We start from the raw sequence: 15,065 nt of genomic DNA on the forward strand, positions 1-15,065 counted from the left end.
CTCCCCTCTTGACTTAATCGAAGGTTAGCACCGCTTCGACCTGCCTACCGGCCAGACGCTCCCGGCCGCCCATGCCTGCCAGCTCAATGAGCATGCATAGGCCGGCCACAATCCCGCCTGAGCTTTCTACCAGCTCACAAGCGGCGTGTGCGGTTCCACCGGTGGCGAGAACGTCATCGATGATGAGAACGCGCTGTCCATCTTCAATATTAAAGGGCTGAACTTCCATCCGGGCCGAACCGTATTCCAGTTCATAATCAACCCCGATCACCGGCCCGGGCAGGCGCCCGGCTTTGCGGATGGTGACCATCCCCAAACCCATGGCGTAGGCCAGCGGAGCGGACAAAATAAATCCGCGTGATTCCAGCCCGGCGACGGCGTCGATCTTACCTTCGTAGTGGCGCGCCAGTTCATCAATAAAGAGGTGGAAAGCTTCACCGTCGGCTATAAGCGGGGTGATATCGCGAAAAATCACCCCGGGGGCCGGGAAGTTTTCACGTTCTCGCACCCGGCTGGCCGCTAGTTCCACGAGTTGCGAAGAAAACGCACTACTCACTTCTTGCTCCTCTTCTTGCGGCGCGGCTGCGCTGCATTACCGAGATGGTGACCCGGTTCAAGAACCGCGGATACCACGTCTTCTTCGGCAACGCCGCCGGCCTCAACGCGTTCGGCACGCGCGGCAGCTACTTCCGCGTTATGAGCCTTGATGCGCGGATCGGCATTCGTCAGGGTGACGGCGAGCGGCGCGGCCAGGAAGATGGAGGAGTACGCCGAGAGCAACAGACCCACGAAGAGCACCAGCGCCAGATCGCGCAGCGTGCCCGCGCCCATGAGGTAGACCCCGATGAAGAGGATAGAGGCCACCGGCATAATCGAGGTGACCGAGGTGTTAATGGAGCGAATAAGGGTCTGATTGACGGCGTGGTTCGTGGATTCCCCGAAGGTCACGCGGTGCTGGCGCAGCACGTGCTCGGTATTTTCACGAACCTTATCGAAGACCACCACGGTGTCGTACAGGGAGTACCCGAGAATGGTCAGCAGGCCGATAACGGTAGACGGCGTGAATTCGAAACCGAAGAGGCAGTAAATCCCCACTGTCACCACAAGATCATGGAAGAGCGCAACGATAGCGCCCAGGGCATTACGCCAGGACCGCATATAGGCCCACAGGGCCAGCAGTACCAGCACGATAAAGACCACGAAACCTTGGAGGGCCTTCGTGGAAATATCCTGACCCCATACCGGGCCGATATAGGTGGAGGTGACATCCTGAACGGAGGTGCCGTAAGCTTCGGCCAATTCCGTGCGGATTGCTTCCGTTTCCGCGTTCCCCACCCCGGTACCGTCGGCATTCGCCGAGGTCTGGATACGCAGGGAGTTCTCCCCTACCTGCGCCACGCGGGCGGCTTCATCCCCACCGTGGCGGGCCATGATATCCGAGGCGAGGCGCTGATCGGTGGTTTGCGCCCCCGAGACCGTGAACTGGGATCCCCCGGTGAACTCAATACCCATATTGAGTCCGCGGGTGAACAGCGCGATAAACGAGGCAATTACACAAATAATCGCGATGGTGTACCAGGTCTTGCGCCGCTGCACAATTTTGAAGCTGCGCCGCCCCGAGTAGAGATCATTACCTAAGCTGTACATCGACATTAGGCGTTCTCCTTTCCCTCGCTGCTCGCGGGGAGAGCGGCCCGGCGTTCCCGGGTGCGCCGCTCGGCGAGCGAGCCTTCCCCGGGAAGCTTACGGCCGCGGTACGCCGGGGTATGCGCCAAATGCTTGGCGGACATACCCGATGCCGGGTGCCCCCCGCCGAAGAACTTGGTGCGCACCAGCAGCGTCATAAGCGGATAGGTAAACATAAAGACGACGACGAGGTCGAGGATGGTGGTCAGACCCAAAGTGAAGGCGAAACCGCGCACCGAACCCACCGCGATGAAGTAGAGCACCCCGGCCGCGATGAGGTTGACGGAGTCGGAGGCGATAATCGTGCGGGTCGCGCGCTTCCAGCCGCGTTGCACCGCGGTGCGGACGGCGTGCCCGTCACGGATCTCATCGCGGATACGTTCGAAGAACACGATGAAGGAGTCGACCGTAATACCGATGGAAATAACCAGGCCGACGACGCCGGCCATCGACAATCGGTAACCCATCACCCAGGAGAGCAAACAAATAACCCCGTAGGATAGGCCCGTGGCAAGCACCACCGAGCCCACCGCCACAATGGCGAGGGCGTGGTACTGCCAGACGAGATAAAGAACGATAAGCACAAGACCGATCAGCCCGGCCACCAGGCCCGCGCGCAGCGATTCAGAACCGAGGGTGGCCGAAATTTGCTGTTCGGATTGCACCTCGAATTCCAGGGGCAGCGAACCGAATTGCAACTGGTTGGCCAGCACACGCGACGTCGTCGCATTAATACCGGAACCGTTAATACTGGCCTGCCCACCCGAAATCTGGGTTTGCGGGACCGCGGAGGAAATGACGCGCCCGTCCAACACGATAGCGAATTGGTTTTGGGGACTTTGCAAGCCCACCAGCCGCCCGGTCACTTCGGAGAACTTCTGGGCGCCTTCGTTATCGAATTCCAGCTGCACGATCCACTGGCCCTGCTGCTGGTCGAAACCGGAGGTGGCGCGCGTCAGGTTCGTTCCGGCGATCTCGGCCGGGCCGAGCACGTACTTGAAGGGCGTCACTTCACCGGTCTTGGAATCTTCGCTTTGCCCGCAGGCCACCAGCGCGGTATCCGGATTATCTTCCGGGGCGGTGGCGGGGTTTTCCGCGGTGCAATCCAAAGTCAGCGCATCGTAGGTGACCCGCTCGGTTTTGGCCCAAGCCGGATCCGAGGCGCTAGTGGGCTCGCTAGGCGGAGTGGTGGACAGCTTGCCGTCCCCGTCCGCATCGGCGGCCTTCATGGCGGCTTCTTCCAGCGCGGCACCGGTGAGGGGCGCGGCATTCTCACCTTCGCCCTTCATGGTTCCCGGGTTCGCCATGGCGAGCACCGGGCGCATCCGCAACACCGCGGAATTACGCACGAGGTCGAGGGTTTCCTGGCTCGGGTGCCCGGGCAGACCCACCACGATATTCGAGCCACCCTGGGAGGTGATCTCCGCTTCTGCCACACCCGAGGCGTCCACGCGCTGGCGAATAATTTCAATCGCCTGATTGACATCTTCCGAGGTGATCTCAGAATTGTCCGTGGTCTTCGGGGTGAGAATAAGCTCCGTGCCGCCTTCGAGGTCGAGGGCGAAATTCGGGGTCCACCGGGATTCCGATCCGGATCCCGTTACCGAGCCTACGCCCAGAGAGACGAAGAGCGCGATCGCCAAGATCGCAAGGGTAATGATCCGGCGCCAGGATAACCGGACGCCGGAATTTTTAGATTGAGACATAGTGTTTACTTCCAGGCCGAGCCCGACTCATCTTTCTTTTCACCAAAAGCCGAGTCCGTGCTCCGAGGAGTCACGTGACCGGTCACTTCCGGGGTGGCCGCGCCAGTGGGAGCACCGGTTCCCGCGGCATTATCCGCAACCGCCCCGGCCCCGGATTCTTCCGAAGCGCTCAGGCGGGCGGCTTCCGCGGCATCTTCCGCCGCCGCTTCTTCTTCACTGACCGGCGCAAAGGGAATAGAGGCTTGCTCCCGAATGGCCAGGCGCGACCACACAGTTTCATCCCCGGAGGGACTTTCGAGCGTCACCGCATCCCCGTCAATCGCAACAATGCGCCCGTAAAAACCAGCGGTGGTCATGACATCCGTGCCGACCACCAGAATGCTATTGCGGTGTTCCTCAGCACGTGCCCGGGCCTTCTTATTGGACTGGGACATGAACAGCACCATCCCCACCAGGATGACGCCCATGATGGCGAATTCCACGCGAAAGCTCCTTGGAAAAGACAATAATTACCGTGCCAGTTTACCGTGCATAGCTGAAAACACCGGCGGCCGTGACGAAACTAATCTGTAGGCGGAGTTAAACCCAGGTGTGTCCAGGCCCGCGGGGCCGCCATCCGCCCGCGCGGGGTACGCACCAGGTAGCCTTCACGCACCAAATAGGGCTCCACCACGGTTTCCACCGTTTCGGGTTCTTCGCCGACCGATACCGCGAGGGTGGTCAGGCCCACCGGCCCGCCCCCAAAACGGGTGCAGATCGCTTCGAGCACCGCCCGGTCAAGCCGGTCCAGCCCGGCCGGATCCACCTGGAAAAGATCGAGGGCAGCCCGCGCAGCCCGCAGGTCCAGATCCCCGGTGCCGCGCACCTGCGCCCAGTCCTGGACGCGGCGCAGCAACCGGTTGGCGATACGCGGGGTGCCGCGCGAACGCCCGGCAATTTCCTGGGCCGCATCTTCGGTAATGGTATGGCCGAGCTTGACGGCGTTGCGCCGCACAATACGGGCCAGATCGCGCTGTTCGTAATATTCCAGGTGCGCCGTAAAGCCGAAGCGATCACGCAAAGGAGCGGGCAGTAAGCCGGCGCGCGTCGTCGCCCCTACTACCGTGAAGAACGGTAGCGGCAGCGGAATCGAGGTGGCGCCCGGGCCCTTCCCCACCATCACGTCCACCCGAAAATCTTCCATGGCCAGGTAGAGCATTTCTTCGGCGTTGCGGGCCAAGCGGTGGATTTCGTCGATAAAGAGGACGTCGTTTTCCTGCACGGAGGAAAGAATCGCGGCTAGGTCGCCCGAATGTTGAATCGCCGGGCCGGAGGTCAAGCGCAGCGCCCCGCCCACTTCCGCGGCAATAATCATGGCGAGGGTGGTTTTCCCCAGGCCCGGCGGCCCGGAAAGGAGCACGTGGTCCGGGGTGCGACCGCGTTGCACCGCGGCCTGGAGCACGAGGGAGAGCTGGTCGCGCACGGTATCCTGGCCCACGAATTCGGAGAGCTGACGCGGACGCAGGGCCGCTTCCGCGGCGCGTTCCGTTTCACTGGCTTCCGGGGAGACCAGACCCGCGTCGAAGGACATATCTTCGCTCATCGGCGGGCCCCTAGTACTTGCAGACTGGCGCGCAGCAGCTGGGCCACGGTGCCCTGCGGTATTTGCGTGCGCGCTTCTTCATAAGCGGCGACGGCGTCGCTTTCCTTCCACCCCAGTCCCACCAGACCGGCAACTACGGCACTCGGATCCGCCTCGGGGCTGGCCGTTTCACCGGCGGACACCGGGGCCGGGCCGAGCTTATTACCCAGCTCTAAAATAATGCGCTGGGCGCTTTTCTTACCAATACCGGGGACCCGGGTGAGGGCCGCCTCGTCCTTGGATTGCACGGCGGCGCGCAGGGCGTTTGGGGTGTGGACGGAGAGGAGCGTGAGCGCAACTTTGGCGCCGATCCCGGAAACCGTCTGCATGATTTCGTAAACGTCGCGCTCGTCGGCTTCGCTAAAACCGTAGAGGGAGGGCAGATCGTCACGGCTGGCGACCAGCGAGGTGTAGAGAAAAGCTTCCGCGCCTTCGCGCAGGCGCGAGAGGGTATCCGGCGTCGCAAAAACTTTGACGCCCCACCCGCCGACCTCCACCACCGCGAAGGTGGTGGTAATACGGCTTACAGTTCCGCGAATACTTGCAATCACTCCGGGCTCCCTTCCTCATGACTCTAACCGCTAGCGGAGCGGTGCGGGGAAACCGCCCCGGCGCGCCGGCTCATGCGTTCGGCTCCCGCCCACATGCGCTGCGCCGGTGTTAAATCGGCTCCTTCGGCGCGCGGGAGGGTGCCGGCCCCGCCGTGCTGTCCGTTATCCACCGTGGCATCCAAGGCGTGGGCGCCCCCGCGCCAGGCGTGGGTAATCGCGATGGCCAGGGCGTCCGCGGCATCCTTGGGGCGTGGCAGTTCCGCTAAACCCAAAATCCGCTGGACCATATTTTGCACCTGGAGTTTCCCGGCGCGCCCCGAGCCCGTCACCGCTGCCTTCACTTCGGAGGGTGAATGCAGGCCGAGGGGCAGCTGGGCGCGGGCGGCGGCCAGCATCGCGATACCGGCCACCTGCGCGGTGGAGGTTACCGAACGCACATTTTCCTGCGCGAAAACACGTTCCACCGCCACGACTTCGGGGGAAAATTCCGCGATCACCGCGTCAATTTCATCCGCGATGAGGAGGAGGCGCCGATGCGGGGCCAGGTCCACCGGCGAACGCGCCACGCGCATATCCACCAGGCGTACCCGCCGCGTCACATCGGCGTCAATGGTTCCCAACCCGCAGCGCGTGAGTCCCGGGTCAATCCCCAGAATGCGCACTACTCACCCTCGAGCTCGGCGAGGATGTCGTCGGCAATATCCGCGTTGGTGTAGACCTCTTGAATATCGTCCACATCGTCGAGGGCATCGGTGAGCTTGAGGAGCTTTTCCGCGCCGCTCCGGTCGAGGGGCACATTGGTGGAGGGCACAAAGCGCGACTCTGCGGAATTGTAGTCAATTCCAGCTTCCTGAAGCGCGGTGCGCACGGCTACCACATCGCTGGCGGCGCAGTAGATGGTGAAGGTATCGCCGTCGTCCTCAATTTCTTCGGCGCCGGCGTCAAGAACGGCCATGAGGACGTCGTCCTCAGTGTTCTCCCCCTTGACCGCTTCCACCACACCGCGGCGGTTAAAGAGGTAGGAAACCGAACCGGGATCCGCCAGCGTTCCGCCATTGCGGGTGAGGGCGGTGCGCACATCCGATGCGGCGCGGTTGCGGTTATCGGTCAGGCATTCGATGAGGATAGCCACCCCGCCCGGGCCGTAGCCTTCGTACGTAATGGCTTCGTACTGGATGGAATCATCAGTTTCACCCGAACCACGCTTGACGGCGCGATCGATATTATCGGCCGGCACCGAATTCTGCTTGGCCTTGCGGATCGCGTCAAAGAGCGTGGGGTTACCCGCGGGATCGCCACCACCGGTTGCCGCCGCCACTTCGATGTTCTTGACCAGACGGGCGAAGAGCTTGCCGCGCTTGGCGTCATTAGCGGCTTTCTTATGCTTGGTGGTTGCCCACTTGGAGTGTCCTGACACGTGTCCTCCCGAGTAGATAAAAACTTCCGGAGCCATTGTACGCGGTTCGCGGCCCGGGAACTATTACCCGGGCCGCAGCGCGCCACAATTGTTCCGAAGATCGGTTCTCTCGGTATTCAGTTTTCCCGCGCCTCAGTTTTCCCGCGCTTCAGTTGTCCCACATCTCGCGGCAGATGCCGTCCCAGCCGGCATGCACCTGGGCGGCGAGCTCCGCGAGGCCCGCCGGGTAAACCCGCTCGCTCGCCGAGCCGATCAGTTGCGCGCCGGCGCGCCAGTGGATGGCGTCGAGGAGTTCTTCTTCCGCCGCGGTCCAGGCCCGCCCACGTCCGGTCACCGCCGCGCGGGCGCGCTCCGCGTCGAGGCGCACCGCGAAAAATACTTCGTCCTGGTTGAGGGTGGCACGCGCGAAACGAAAAGTTGCGTACCGGCGCAGGACCGGCCCAATGAGTTCCGTTTCAGTTACGACGACGCCGGTCTCCTCCCGAAATTCCCGTACCGCTGCCGCCCGGGGGCTTTCCGCATCTTCCAATCCCCCACCGGGCGTGAACCACCAGCGGTGCGTGGGGTCATCCCGGTCGTGGCCGCGGATGAGGAGGACACGGCCGGCCTCATCCAGGGCAAGAATGCGCGCGGCGCGCCGCGGGGTAGTGGTCATCGGGTGCTCTTATTCATCATCAATATCGATGGTTTGCGGGACCGGTGCGTGCCCGGCAATGGGGAAAATGGAGAGAACCCGGGAATTGCGTACCCGGCGGGCCTGATCCACATGCGAATTATGGAAGGAGCGCGTCATGCGCACATCGAGGCGGGCGCGCTCCAAGCGCCGGTAAAATTCGCGGGCCGCCGCATCGGTGATATCGTTCGGGTCCAGCTCATCCACGGTGAGGCGCAGGGCACGGGAAAGCTCGGATTCCACCGCGCGCCGCTCCCGGGCGGCCACCGCCGGATCGGGCAGATCTGCGCGCATATCACCGGGCAGGGCCTCCAATCCGTCCGCCACCACCGGGAGCATGGAAGCAGAAAGTACCCGCTGCGCACTATCGGTGAGGATAAGGGCCCCGGCCATATCCAGCTCCCCGGACATCGCCATATCGTAGGCGGTGCGGGCCCGGGCAGCGAGGGCCTGTTCCACCGCCCGGCGGGATTTCAGAAGAGTGGTGTGGAGGCGGTCGAGGCGGCGGGCCGCCAGAGCCGCGCTGAACCCGAGCAGAAGGAGCACCACACCGGCGAGAAGGGCAAGGGACCACCAAAGATTCACTGCTCTACCTCCATCTGGGCGGTACGGACCGCGGTTTCGTACACGGCGAAAACTTGAGAGGCCACCGTGGACCAGTCGTAACGCTGGGCTTCGGCTTGGCCGGCCTGGGCTACCCGGGCCCGGCGTTGCGGATCACGCAAAGCCGCCAGCGCAACCCGAGCCAGATCCTCCGGGTCTTCATTGGCGAAGTGATCCCCGAAGGTTCCCCCGCCCAGCACCGCGCGGAAGGCGGGAATATCCGAGGCGAGCACGAAGCCGCCCGCGCTCATCGCTTCGATAAGAATAATTCCGAAGGATTCACCGCCGGTATTAGGGGCAACGTAGAGGTCCACACTGGCGAGCATCGCGGCTTTATCAGCATCGCTGACCGGCCCGAGGAAGGTCACCTGAGCGGCCGCCTCCCCGAAGAGTTCCCGGGCGGCTGCCTCATCGCCTTTCCCGGCCACGAAGAAGCGCGCTTGCGGATAGTCGCGCAGGATGAGCGGGGCGGCAGCGGCCAGTACGGGCAGGCCCTTGCGCGGTTCGTCCAGGCGGCCGAGGAATCCGAAGGTGGGCGAATCGGGCGTTCCGGTGAAGCGGGCATCGCGCGGCACCTCGAAATCCGCGGTGTACACGCCGTTGGGAATAATAAAAGCGTCCCCGCCTAAATATTGCACGGTGGTGCGGCGTGCTTCTTGGGAAACCGCGATCCGCGCCTGGATTTTCTCCAGGATGGGGCGCAGCACCGGGGAGAAAAGGTCGAAAGCCCGGGAGCGATCCATGGCGGTGTGGTGGGTGGAGACCACCGGGCATTCCGCGCTCATGAGCGCGAGCATCGACACGGAGGGAACGAAGGGTTCGTGCACGTGGAGCACATCGAAATTCCCGTCGCGTAGCCAGCGCCGCACCGCCCGATTGACGCGCGGCCCGAAGGAGAGGCGCGCCACCGAACCGTTATAGGGAATCGCCACGGAGGCACCCACCGGCACCACGTAATCGGGCAGTGCCTCGTTTTCTTCACTCGGAGCGATCACCGAAACACTGTGCCCGCGGGCGATGAGTTCCTCGGCTAGATCCCGGATATGGAATCCCACTCCCCCGGGCACGTCCCACGAATAGGGGCAGGCAATCCCGATGTTCACGGCGTTCCTTCCTTCGCGTCGTACTCTGCTTGCCGGCGCGCGAGCTCCCGGGCGGCTTTCTCACGGTTGGTACGGTAGCGCTCGGGATCCAAATCGGCAACGAAAACGGGCTGGAGCATATGCCAGTCCTCGGGGTGCTCGACCAGCACGCTTTCAAAAGCCGCGACCCATTCCTGGGTGATGCGCGCGATGTCCGCGTGGCGCTCGCGCGGGGAGGCCGCGGCATCCACACGGGCGCGGATAGGTGCGCCGCTGCGCAACACCATGCGCCACCGGGTGGGTACGGCCCGGGTACGTTCCTTTTTCACGTAGTAGGAAAAAATAGGAACGACGGCGCAGCCGGTATCTATGGCAAGAATGGCCGGTCCGGCCGCGGCGAGCATCTTCTCCCCGAAGAATTCCACTTCCACCCCGGAAGCGGTAAGGTCACGATCCGCGAGAACCGGGGCCAGAATGGGGCCCTGCCGGGTGTCCTCCGCGAGGCGGTGAATGGCCCCACCGCCTTTGACCACGGGATAGATAACCATCCCAATATTTTCACGCAGGCGCACGAAGCGCTCGAATACCTCGGCCGGTTCGAGCTTTTCGACCAGGGTGTGCACGGGGGCGAGGAAATAGCGCGACCAGGCCCCGGCCATATCCCAATTCCCCATGTGCATGAGTGCACCGATGAGGGAGTGGCCGCGGGCGAATTCCGCGCGGGCGGAATCCAGGCCGTCCTCGATAACCCGCGCCGCGAAATCATCAGCTTCCCAGGTTCCCAGCCGCAGAGCTTCGTAATAGTAACGCATATAGGAACGCATGGCCGCACGGCTCAGCCGGCGGGCAGCGCGCCCGCGCATATCTGGCCGTACCCGCGCCAGGTTGCGGCGCAGCTGCTGGGTTCCGCGCAGCGGCAGGGTTCCGGCGACCGTCCCCACCGCGGCGAAGAGGCCGCGGCCCACCGGTTCGGGGAGCCGGGCCACCGCCCCGGTGGCGCGGAAAAGAAGATTGCCGAGATTCACTGGCCGCTCCCCTGGCCGGCCCGCTCACCGGTATTTCGCTCACTGTAATTCAGATCACCGGCGACGCATTCATCGGCACCGTGCTCGGCGCGGGTCTGCGTTGCGGCTACGCGGGACTGCCGGTAAACGGTCACCATGCGCTGGGCCACCGTAATCCACCCGGCTACCGCGAGGTAGGCCAGGGCCACCAGCAGCACCCAGGCGCTCGCCCCGTAGCCGGTGATCAGCGCCCCGAGGAGCACAATCACGAGCCGGTCAGCGCGTTCGCTGATCCCCACATTCGCGGTGAATCCCACAGCTTCGGCGCGGGCACGCGCATAGGAGGTACACAGCGCGGCCGGCAGGGCCGCCAGGCAGGCCAGGGCCAGCCACTCGGTGAGCCCCGCGCCGGCACCGATATTCCAGCGCACGATCCACAGCAGGATCCCGCAGAATATCGCGGAATCTGCCAGGCGGTCCAGGGTGGAATCCAGGAAGGCACCCCAGCGGGAGGCGGTTCCGGTGAGCCTGGCGATTTGGCCGTCAAGGCTATCGAAAATCACGGTGATACCGATAATCCAGGAGGCCCACACCGGGTGCCCGAGGGGATAGAGGATGAGCGCGCAGGCCACCACCGCCACGGTCCCGGTGATCGTTACGGCATCGGCGCTGATCCCCGCGCGCACGCACAGGCGCGCGATGGGACCGAAAATTGCCTGGGCCAGGGGCCGCCCGCTCCGAGAGAGCATTAGAACTTCTCCGCTTCCGGCTCGTTAGCGCGCCGTCGTACCACATCCACGATATGCGCGATCGCTTCGTCAATAGCGACCCCGTTATGCTGTTCGCCGTCGCGGAAACGGAAGGACACGGCGCCGGCATCGACGTCGTCCCCACCGGCAATGAGGGTGAAGGGAATCTTCTCCTTCGCGGCGTTACGAATCTTCTTACCGAAGCGGTCATCGGAAGTATCCACTTCGGCGCGGATATGCTGCTCACGCAGGCGCCGGGCAATATCTTCGCAGTAGTCGTTGAAGGTTTCGGCCACCGGCACCAGACGCACCTGCACGGGGGCGAGCCAGGCGGGGAAAGCCCCGGCGTAGTGCTCAACCAGCACGCCCAGGAAGCGTTCGATGGAACCGAAGAGGGCCCGGTGGATCATAACCGGGCGCTGGCGCGAGCCGTCCGGCGCGGTGTATTCCAGCCCGAAACGCTCGGGGAGGTTGAAATCAAGCTGGATGGTGGACATCTGCCAGGTGCGGCCGATAGCGTCGCGGGCCTGCACCGAGATCTTGGGGCCGTAGAACGCCGCACCTTCCGGATCGGGCACCAGTTCTAGGCCTGAGGAGAGCGCCACTTCTTCCAGGGTGCGGGTGGCTTCTTCCCAGAGGGCATCATCCCCGATGAACTTCTTGGGGTCCTTCGTGGACAGTTCCAGGTAGAAATCGTTGAGGCCGTAGTCCTTGAGGAGGGACAGCACGAAAGTGAGCAGGGAGGAAAGTTCCTCGCGCATCTGCTCGCGGGTGGTGTAAATATGGGCGTCATCCTGCGTGAAGCCGCGGGCGCGGGTGAGGCCGTGGATAACACCGGACTTTTCATAGCGGTAGACCGTCCCGAATTCGAAGAGCCGCAGCGGCAGATCGCGGTAGGAGCGCCCGCGCGCCTTATAAATCAGGGAGTGCATGGGGCAGTTCATCGGCTTGAGGTAGTAATCCTGGTCCTCATCCACCCGCATGGCCGGGAACATGCCGTCCTTGTACCAGGACAGATGCCCGGAGGTTTGGAAGAGCTGCCCCTTGGTGATATGCGGGGTATTGACGAAATCGTAGCCGGCTTCAATATGACGCTGGCGGGAGTAATTTTCCATTTCCATGCGGATAATGCCGCCCTTGGGATGGAATACCGGAAGCCCGGAACCAATTTCATCGGGGAAGGAGAACAGGTCGAGTTCGGTGCCCAGCCGGCGGTGGTCCCGGCGCTGCGCTTCGGCAATGCGGGTCTGGTAGGCATCCAGTTCTTCTTTGCTCGGCCAGGCGGTGCCGTAAATGCGCTGGAGGTGATCGTTATTCTGATCGCCCTTCCAGTAGGCGGCCGAGGCGCGGGTGAGCGCGAAACCGTTGCCGATGAACTTGGTGGAAGGCAGGTGAGGCCCGCGGCACAGATCGGTCCACACCACATCGCCGTGGCGGTTCACATTGTCGTACATGGTGAGCCCGCCGTGGCCCACTTCCACGCTGGCACCGTCCGCATCGTGGCCCTTGGTGGTGATGAGCTCAAGCTTGTAGGGCTGGGAGGCTTCTTCCTGGCGCGCTTCTTCCTCGGTGACTTCACGGCGCACGAAACGCTGATTTTCCTTGACGATGCGCTTCATGCGCTTTTCGAGCTCTTTCAGCATCTCCGGGGTAACCGGATCAATATTGCCGAAATCGTAGTAGAAGCCATCCTCGATGAAGGGGCCGATGCCCAGATTCGCATCCGGGTAGATCTGCTGGACTGCCTGGGCCAGCACGTGGGTGGCGGAATGGCGGAGAATATTGAGCCCGTCCGGGGAGTCGATGCGCACGGTTTCCACCTCGGCACCGTCCAGCGTGGTCAAATCCGTGGCCAAATCCTTGAGTTCCCCGTTAACTTTCAGGGCGACAATCGCGCGATCCGCGGCGAAGTAGGCGGTTCCCGGGCACGGTTCGTCAAGGGTGACGAGGGTGCCGTCCACGGATAGACGTGCGGGCATAGTTTTCTCCTTAGTTCTATTTTTCACGGCATCCAGACCGGGGATGCCCGCCCACCAGGATACCTGTTTCGCTTCGGGCCCGCCCGGCCGGCCCTACCGCGAACACGGCGAAGGGGACGCACCTCACGCCTGGTGAGATGGTCCCCTTCGCTATGAGTCACGGCTGCGGCGCGGCGCGGTGCCGACGCGCGCTAGCCGCCGGCGTGCGCCCGTCAGCGCGAGCGATTTAGTTTTCGACCGAGGCGGCCTTCATGAACCAGCCCTGCAGCTCCAGGTTGCGGGCGACCCCGATGAGCAGGTCACCGCTGAGCGGATCGGCTTCGTCCACCTTGGACAGGTCATTCTGGATGCGCCGGGAGGCCCCGTAGAGCTTCTCCGCCATCACGGTGTAAACATCGTCCACATTGAAGGGACCGGTACCCGCATCATCCAGACCGCTTTCCTTGGCGACGGTCACGGCCCGACCATCCGGGAAGCCCCCGATGGTGGCAATGCGCTCAGCAACCTCATCAAGGTCGGTGCGGGTCACGGACACAACTTCATCAAGAGCGAGGTGGAGGGCGCGGAAACGCGCACCCTGAATATTCCAGTGGTACTGCTTGGCTTGCAGGGAGAGGTCAATAAGATCGGTCAGCGTGCGCTGAAGAGCATCGATAACAACTTTTTCGGCCATTGATCCATCCTTTCGTTTACGTCTATAGGTCTACCCGCTTGATTGCGGAAAATATAGTCAGGAAGACCTAACGCAGGGCTGTGCACCGTTCTTTTTTCACCTGCTTTTTCCGCACGACGACGCCGCTTTCCCGCATGGTTGCGCGCTTTTACGCTCATGGCATGATTGCTTCCAGCTTGAGGCGGACACCCGGGACTTTGGTCATTTACTTCCTAGGCATTCGGTTAGCTGGCGCTGGTGCGATCACCCGCTCGACACGGACAAGCATGGACGATGTGAGCGGTGGTGCCCATAAAAAGCAACCTGACGACATCGGACCCCACAGGATGCAACCACACCACATCGGCCCCCACAGAATGCAACCTCACGACAGTGGGCGCCACAGGATGCAACCCCACGACATCAAAACAATTTCTTAACGTAGCTGCCGTTGCACTTTGATTTCGGTCGGACGTGGGTACGGAGGGCGATATGCGGTGAATAAATATGGTGGGCGATACTGGGATCGAACCAGTGACCTCTTCCGTGTCAGGGAAGCGCGCTCCCGCTGCGCCAATCGCCCGAGCGGATGACGGGGCTCGAACCCGCGACCTCAACCTTGGCAAGGTTGCGCTCTACCAACTGAGCTACATCCGCACTGTTTCACAGCGAGCCACTAGCTTACCCAACCGTGAGAGCCGGGTCAAAATGGCGCTGCAAGGAAATAGTGGTGGGCGATACTGGGATCGAACCAGTGACCTCTTCCGTGTCAGGGAAGCGCGCTCCCGCTGCGCCAATCGCCCGCGAGGTGGGTACGGGATTCGAACCCGTGTACACGGCTTTGCAGGCCGTTGCCTCGCCTCTCGGCCAACCCACCGTCCGGATACGTGAGAGGAGTATGGGCACGTGTGCCGCTTTGCCTTTCTTCACATCCGAGCGGATGACGGGGCTCGAACCCGCGACCTCAACCTTGGCAAGGTTGCGCTCTACCAACTGAGCTACATCCGCGTGGCCGATCAACAATCACTAACCAAGCCGCGCTGGCCGGGTTAACCGTGGCGGGAACCGCCGCGGCGACGTCGATGACATCGAAAAACTATAGCGACATTCCGCGCACCCGGTCAAACCGAGGCAGTGAGGTGCACACCACGTTAGTTAAATTTGAGTTTCCCCGCCCGCCCCCTATAAGCTTGCGTGATGCACGGGCCGTTACGGTCGCCCGGGCGATTAGCTCAGTGGTAGAGCGCTTCGTTCACACCGAAGAGGTCACTGGTTCGAACCCAGTATCGCCCACCGTCTCGCTAGATTTTCAGTAGATTCCCATTTTCGTATGAGATACTCA

General features: G+C 62.8%; 15 protein-coding genes and 6 tRNA genes. 1 reads left to right on the plus strand and 20 read right to left on the minus strand.

All coding sequences use genetic code 11. The features are described 5' to 3' along the window. Positions 1–13: 13 nt before the first annotated feature. The 20 genes from ACRQDJ_RS00075 to ACRQDJ_RS00170 form a co-directional block, all read right to left on the minus strand. Positions 14–556, minus strand: coding sequence for an adenine phosphoribosyltransferase (locus ACRQDJ_RS00075; protein ID WP_026428855.1), 543 nt, complete (start codon positions 554–556; stop codon positions 14–16). After that, positions 553–1,653, minus strand: coding sequence for a protein translocase subunit SecF (gene secF, locus ACRQDJ_RS00080; protein ID WP_026428854.1), 1,101 nt, complete (start codon positions 1,651–1,653; stop codon positions 553–555). Before secF ends, ACRQDJ_RS00075 begins: the two co-directional genes overlap by 4 nt. Continuing rightward, positions 1,653–3,392: a protein translocase subunit SecD gene (gene secD, locus ACRQDJ_RS00085; RefSeq protein ID WP_026428853.1), complete on the minus strand. Its 1,740-nt coding sequence runs from the start codon at positions 3,390–3,392 to the stop codon at positions 1,653–1,655. The genes secF and secD overlap by 1 nt, the downstream gene beginning before the upstream one ends. Before the next feature lie 5 nt (positions 3,393–3,397). After that, on the minus strand, positions 3,398–3,874 hold the full coding sequence (locus tag ACRQDJ_RS00090; RefSeq protein ID WP_051278393.1) for a preprotein translocase subunit YajC: 477 nt from the start codon (positions 3,872–3,874) through the stop codon (positions 3,398–3,400). An 80-nt stretch (positions 3,875–3,954) separates the two neighbouring features. Continuing rightward, a complete protein-coding gene (ruvB, locus tag ACRQDJ_RS00095; protein ID WP_284889520.1) occupies positions 3,955–4,974 on the minus strand; it encodes a Holliday junction branch migration DNA helicase RuvB in 1,020 nt (339 codons plus the stop codon). After that, positions 4,971–5,564, minus strand: a complete 594-nt coding sequence (gene ruvA, locus ACRQDJ_RS00100) for a Holliday junction branch migration protein RuvA (protein WP_435717709.1) — start codon at positions 5,562–5,564, stop codon at positions 4,971–4,973. Before ruvA ends, ruvB begins: the two co-directional genes overlap by 4 nt. Positions 5,565–5,587: 23 nt before the next feature. Then, positions 5,588–6,226 (minus strand): crossover junction endodeoxyribonuclease RuvC, encoded by a 639-nt coding sequence (gene ruvC, locus ACRQDJ_RS00105; protein ID WP_026428850.1) that lies wholly within the window; start codon positions 6,224–6,226, stop codon positions 5,588–5,590. Further along, positions 6,226–6,981, minus strand: coding sequence for a YebC/PmpR family DNA-binding transcriptional regulator (locus ACRQDJ_RS00110; RefSeq protein WP_087070704.1), 756 nt, complete (start codon positions 6,979–6,981; stop codon positions 6,226–6,228). Before ACRQDJ_RS00110 ends, ruvC begins: the two co-directional genes overlap by 1 nt. A gap of 148 nt (positions 6,982–7,129) precedes the next feature. Next, a complete protein-coding gene (locus tag ACRQDJ_RS00115; protein ID WP_284889521.1) occupies positions 7,130–7,636 on the minus strand; it encodes an NUDIX hydrolase in 507 nt (168 codons plus the stop codon). Positions 7,637–7,645: 9 nt separating this feature from the next. After that, complete coding sequence (locus tag ACRQDJ_RS00120) at positions 7,646–8,239, minus strand: hypothetical protein (RefSeq protein WP_284889522.1); 594 nt, start codon at positions 8,237–8,239, stop codon at positions 7,646–7,648. Then, the gene (locus ACRQDJ_RS00125; RefSeq protein ID WP_284889523.1) at positions 8,236–9,360 is read right to left on the minus strand and encodes a glycosyltransferase family 4 protein; all 1,125 of its coding nucleotides are present in this window, start codon (positions 9,358–9,360) and stop codon (positions 8,236–8,238) included. Before ACRQDJ_RS00125 ends, ACRQDJ_RS00120 begins: the two co-directional genes overlap by 4 nt. Continuing rightward, on the minus strand, positions 9,357–10,364 hold the full coding sequence (locus ACRQDJ_RS00130; RefSeq protein ID WP_284889524.1) for a phosphatidylinositol mannoside acyltransferase: 1,008 nt from the start codon (positions 10,362–10,364) through the stop codon (positions 9,357–9,359). The genes ACRQDJ_RS00125 and ACRQDJ_RS00130 overlap by 4 nt, the downstream gene beginning before the upstream one ends. Then, the gene (pgsA, locus tag ACRQDJ_RS00135) at positions 10,361–11,092 is read right to left on the minus strand and encodes a phosphatidylinositol phosphate synthase (RefSeq protein WP_284889525.1); all 732 of its coding nucleotides are present in this window, start codon (positions 11,090–11,092) and stop codon (positions 10,361–10,363) included. The genes ACRQDJ_RS00130 and pgsA overlap by 4 nt, the downstream gene beginning before the upstream one ends. After that, positions 11,092–13,071 carry a threonine--tRNA ligase gene (gene thrS, locus ACRQDJ_RS00140; protein WP_284889526.1) on the minus strand — a complete coding sequence of 660 codons (1,980 nt, stop codon included), beginning with the start codon at positions 13,069–13,071 and terminating at the stop codon, positions 11,092–11,094. The genes pgsA and thrS overlap by 1 nt, the downstream gene beginning before the upstream one ends. 226 nt (positions 13,072–13,297) lie before the next feature. Beyond that, the gene (locus tag ACRQDJ_RS00145; RefSeq protein WP_284889527.1) at positions 13,298–13,744 is read right to left on the minus strand and encodes a Dps family protein; all 447 of its coding nucleotides are present in this window, start codon (positions 13,742–13,744) and stop codon (positions 13,298–13,300) included. Positions 13,745–14,231: 487 nt separating this feature from the next. Next, positions 14,232–14,306: transfer RNA gene (locus ACRQDJ_RS00150), tRNA-Val, on the minus strand. A 1-nt stretch (position 14,307) separates the two neighbouring features. Next, positions 14,308–14,380: transfer RNA gene (locus ACRQDJ_RS00155), tRNA-Gly, on the minus strand. Positions 14,381–14,451: 71 nt separating this feature from the next. Next, positions 14,452–14,526: transfer RNA gene (locus ACRQDJ_RS00160), tRNA-Val, on the minus strand. A 3-nt stretch (positions 14,527–14,529) separates the two neighbouring features. Continuing rightward, a tRNA-Cys gene (locus ACRQDJ_RS00165) sits at positions 14,530–14,600 on the minus strand. 58 nt (positions 14,601–14,658) lie between these two features. Continuing rightward, positions 14,659–14,731 (minus strand) — tRNA-Gly (locus ACRQDJ_RS00170). Between the two features lie 213 nt (positions 14,732–14,944). Here ACRQDJ_RS00170 and ACRQDJ_RS00175 point away from each other — a divergent pair. Next, positions 14,945–15,016 (plus strand) — tRNA-Val (locus tag ACRQDJ_RS00175). Positions 15,017–15,065: the final 49 nt, after the last annotated feature.

It is taken from the genome of Actinotignum urematis, assembly GCF_051264595.1.
Classification (GTDB): domain Bacteria; phylum Actinomycetota; class Actinomycetes; order Actinomycetales; family Actinomycetaceae; genus Actinotignum; species Actinotignum timonense_A.